This is a genomic window from Streptomyces sp. NPDC058459 (assembly GCF_042721685.1).
Classification (GTDB): domain Bacteria; phylum Actinomycetota; class Actinomycetes; order Streptomycetales; family Streptomycetaceae; genus Streptomyces.
Genome location: NZ_JBHXLV010000332.1, coordinates 1 through 4,241, shown reverse-complemented (window position 1 = coordinate 4,241; position 4,241 = coordinate 1). Strand labels below are relative to the sequence as shown.

4 protein-coding genes are annotated in these 4,241 nt (G+C 71.0%); all 4 read left to right on the top strand.

Translation table 11 applies throughout. The annotated features are described in order from the left end of the window. Positions 1-256, top strand: a 256-nt coding sequence (locus tag ACFWN1_RS32025) for a TauD/TfdA family dioxygenase (RefSeq protein WP_384369849.1), incomplete at its 5' end; no start/stop codon positions are given. Positions 257-272: 16 nt separating this feature from the next. Beyond that, positions 273-1,259, top strand: a complete 987-nt coding sequence (locus ACFWN1_RS32020) for an alpha/beta hydrolase (protein ID WP_384369846.1) — start codon at positions 273-275, stop codon at positions 1,257-1,259. Between the two features lie 60 nt (positions 1,260-1,319). Beyond that, a complete protein-coding gene (locus ACFWN1_RS32015; RefSeq protein WP_384369844.1) occupies positions 1,320-2,861 on the top strand; it encodes a beta-N-acetylhexosaminidase in 1,542 nt (513 codons plus the stop codon). A 50-nt stretch (positions 2,862-2,911) separates the two neighbouring features. Then, complete coding sequence (locus tag ACFWN1_RS32010) at positions 2,912-4,189, top strand: condensation domain-containing protein (protein ID WP_384369841.1); 1,278 nt, start codon at positions 2,912-2,914, stop codon at positions 4,187-4,189. The last annotated feature ends 52 nt before the right edge of the window (positions 4,190-4,241 follow it).

Sequence of the window (4,241 nt, the reverse complement as noted above, 5' to 3'; positions counted from 1 at the left end):
CGACGGAGTGGACGATGCCGCGCTCAAGCGCGGCATCGCCTACCTCGACGAGGCAGCCCGGCCCGGCAGCCCCTACGCGACGCGGCTGACTCTGACGGACGGCCAGGCGATTGTCTTCGACAACACGCGGATCTCCCACGGCCGTACGCCCTACCGGGACTCCGCGAGCCGTCGGCGCTGCATGTACCGCGGGCTGTACCTCGGGCAGCCACGGATCGACGTCGGTGCGCCGGGGCTGCCGGCCGCCGGCGAGTGAAGGAGCCGGAAGAAGGATGACGGACACCACCACGGTCGGGCCGCCGCCGCCATTCGACCGCGAACTGGCGGAGCCGCTCGTCGGCATCCTCGCCCGGCGCCCCAGTTCGATGACGCCGGACATGATCCCGGGCGACCGTGCGCGCATCAAGGCGTCCAGCCTGACGGACGAACAGCTGGGCCGCGACGGGGCTTTCACCGTAGAGCATATGACCGTTCCGGGGGCCGGTGGTGCCGGTGAGGTTCCGGTGCTGATCTGCCGCCCCACCGCGGTGTCCGGGGAGTGCGGAGCGATCCTGCACATCCACGGCGGCGGCATGGTGGCGGGCACCCACCACAGCGTCGAGATCATCGGCGACCTGGAGCGGGCCGAGGCTCTGGGACTGGCGGTCGTGGCCGTGGACTACCGGCTGGCCCCGGAGCACCCGGATCCCGCCCCCGTGGAGGACTGCTACGCGGCTCTCGCCTGGCTCGCCGACCACGCGGACTCCCTCGGCCTGCGGGGCGACCGGATCGTCGTGAGCGGTCCGAGCGCCGGCGGCGGGCTGGCGGCGGGAGTCGCCCTGCTGGCCCGCGATCGCGCCGGACCGGGACTGCTGGGCCAGATGCTCCTGTGTCCCATGACCGACGACCGGTGCGACACGGTCTCGTCCCGGCAGTTCGACGGGCGGGGCATCTGGGACCGGACGTCCAACATCACCGGCTGGACGGCGCTGCTGGGCGACCGCCGGGGCTCGGCGGAGGTGTCCCGCTACGCGGCGCCGGCCCGCGCCGAGGATCTCGCGGACCTTCCCCCGGCCTACATCGACGCGGGTTCGGCCGAGGCGCTGCGCGACGAGGCCGTGGCCTACGCGAGCCGCCTGTGGCAGGCCGGGAGCCAGGCGGAACTCCACATCTGGCCGGGTGCCTTCCACAGTTTCGACGAGTGGGTCCCCTCCGCCCGCATCTCCCAGGTGGCGAAGCACACACGACTCGAATGGCTGCGCCGGCTCATCGCCGACTGACCCGTCCTCGCGTCCGCGTCGGACGCCCCCGCCCGCCGACGACTTGGATGTCTCACGTACATGAGCGCCATTTCACTGTTTCCGTCCCCCGAAGACCTGCGCTGGACCGATGTCCGATTCGAACTGACCCGGACCACCCGGCTGTTCGCCCCGCCGGACATCACGCGGCTCGTCCGCGCACTGCTGTGCGAGCCGACCGGTCTCCCCCTGCCGCCGGGGACCAGTGCCGCGGCCGAACTGTCCTTCGCGCTGGTGGACGACGCCACCCTGGGCGGCGAGGGCTACCGGCTGAGCGTCGACGCGACCGGCCTGCGCGCCGAGGCGGCGAGCGAACTGGGCCTGTGCTGGGCCGTCCAGACGCTCCGTCAGCTACTGCCGGCCGAGGTCCTCGCGCCCGGCACGACGGCCGGGGCCCGATGGTTCCTGCCCGGTATCCACCTGCTCGACCGGCCCCGGCTGAGCTGGCGAGGCGCCCTGCTCGACGTGGCCCGATGGCACCAGCCGCTGTCCTCGCTCTTCCGGTTCGTGGATCTGCTGGCGCTGCACAAGCTCAACCGCCTGCATCTCCATCTCACCGACGACCAGGGCTGGCGGTTCGAGTCGCACAAGTTCCCGCGACTGACCGGGGTGGGCGGCCACCGCGCGGAGAGCTCGGCCGGACACCTGGACGAGGGCCGCTTCGACGACACTCCGCATGGCGGGTTCTACACCCAGGGAGAGCTGCGTGCACTCGTCGCGCACGCCGAACTACGCGGGGTGCAGATCATGCCGGAGATCGACCTCCCCGGGCACACGCAGGCCGCCGTGAGCGCCTACCCGGAGCTGGGCAACCGTCCCGGCCACCGGATTCCGGTGCGCACCTCCTGGGGCATCTCGCCCCACGTGCTCAACACCGAGGACTCGACGCTCGATTTCATGCGCGACGTCCTGGACGAGCTGATGGACGTCTTCCCCTTCGAGTACGTCCATCTGGGCGGCGACGAGGTCCCACTGGACGAGTGGCAGGCCAGTCCCCAGGCGCGGCGGCGCGTGGAGCGGAGCGGGCTCGCCGGAACGGCGGACCTGCCCCGCTGGTGGCTGACCGAGATGGGCCGCCACCTGGCCCGACGGGGGCGTAGGCAGGCCCTCTGGGACGACCAGCTCGCTCCCGGATGGCCGGAGGAGGCCCTCGTCTTCGCCTGGCAGAACCTCGGCCGGGTCGAAGCGGCCCTCTCCGCCGGGCACCAGGTGATCGCAGTGCCACACGAGTACACCTACCTGGACCAGGCCGAGACTGACTCCCCCGAGGAACCCCAGGCCATCGGCGGCCCTCTGCCGCTCTCTCGGGTATACGCCTACGAACCGGTCCCGCCCGGGGCGGAGCACCAGGTCCTGGGAACCCAGGGAATGCTGTGGGGTGAGTACCTGCCCAGCCCGGACATCGTGCAGTGGCGGGCGTTCCCGCGCCTGGTGGCGATCGCGGAGCGCTCGTGGTCCGGGCGCAGGACGGCGAGCGAATTCGTCTCGGCCCTGCCCTCGCACCTGTCCAGGCTGAGAGCGGCGGGTGCGTGCTACAACACACTCGCCTGGCAGGCGGCAGCCTGCGCCGCCGGGACACGATGACGACCCACGGGGCTCTCCGGAAGCGCCCTCACGAGACGAAAGGCCCACTCTTGCCAGCGTCAACACAGACTTCCAACGAACCCAGTGAACTCACCTGGCAACAGGCCTGGGCCGCGGAACTCCAGCGCCGGGACCGCGAGAGCGTGGACCAACTGTGCAACCGCTACATAGAGTTCGACCTGCCCGACGGCTACGGGGACGAGGAGCTGCGCCAGCAGCTCGTCCACCTCGCCGCCCGGGAGGAGGCTCTCCAGGTCACATACCTGGAGGACCGTCCGGACGGCCGCATCCTGTTCACCCCGGGTCTCGAACTGCCCTTCGAGCAGGTCGTCGTGGACTCACCGGAGGCCTACCGTGAGACGACCCGGCACCTCAACCGACCCCTCGTCAGGGCCAGCGGCGCCCCGCTGTGGCGGGCGGCCCTCGTGCGGCACCCGGACGAGAACGGCGCCGTCGTACGCACCCTCTGCGCAGCCTTCGACTTCTATCTGAGCGACGCGCGCAGTCTGCACAACTTCCGGGCCCACGTCCTGTCCCGCGACTGCGCGACACGGGGACCGCGTAACGGCGGCTACCGCGACTGGGTCGCCTGGCAGCGGCGGACCTTCCCGGAGAACCCGAAGCCGTCCGACTCAGCGATCAGCTCCTTCTGGTCCCGCTACCTCGACGGCACCGAACCGGACCGGCCGGCTCTCTTCCCCTTCGCGGGTGACCCGAGCAGCCCTCTCACCGGCACGGTTCATTCCATCAGGGTCGAACTTCCGGTGACCGCACCGGTGTTGAGACGAGCCTCCGGCAGCCGCCGGTCCTCGCCGTTCCTCCTCATGCTGGCCGCGCTGTCCGCGTCGATCGCCCAAGAGTCCGGCGCCGACGACACGGTGCTGCGGGTCAACGTGGCCGGCCGACCACCGCAGTACCAACAGACCCTGGGATCCTTCGGCGACCTGCTGCCGGTCCGGGTGCGGCACCGGTCCCTCGCCGACCCGGAGCACGCGTTGCAAGCCGCCACCACGTCGTGGATGGACGCCATCGCCTACCAGACCACGCCGTGGGAGTACACCGTGCAGCTGTGCGGCGCCCCTGGTTCCACGGCACCCGCGCGGACCCCGCAGATCCTGTTCAACTTCATGAAGTGGGGCAGCAGCCCAGTCTTCGACACGGGGACGGACCAGTTCGAGGGCGAGCTGGGCACCTTCCAGTTCCAGGTCGTCACCCAGGGCGACCGCGTCTATCTGGCGTGCGAGTTCGATCCCCAGCGGTTCGCTCCGACGGGCGTGGAGGCCATGCTCGACCACCTGTGCGCCTCCCTGCTCAAGCTGACCGGTTGAGCAGAGCCGATGACCGGTGACGACCGTCGAGCCCCTCGCCCAGCTGCTGGGC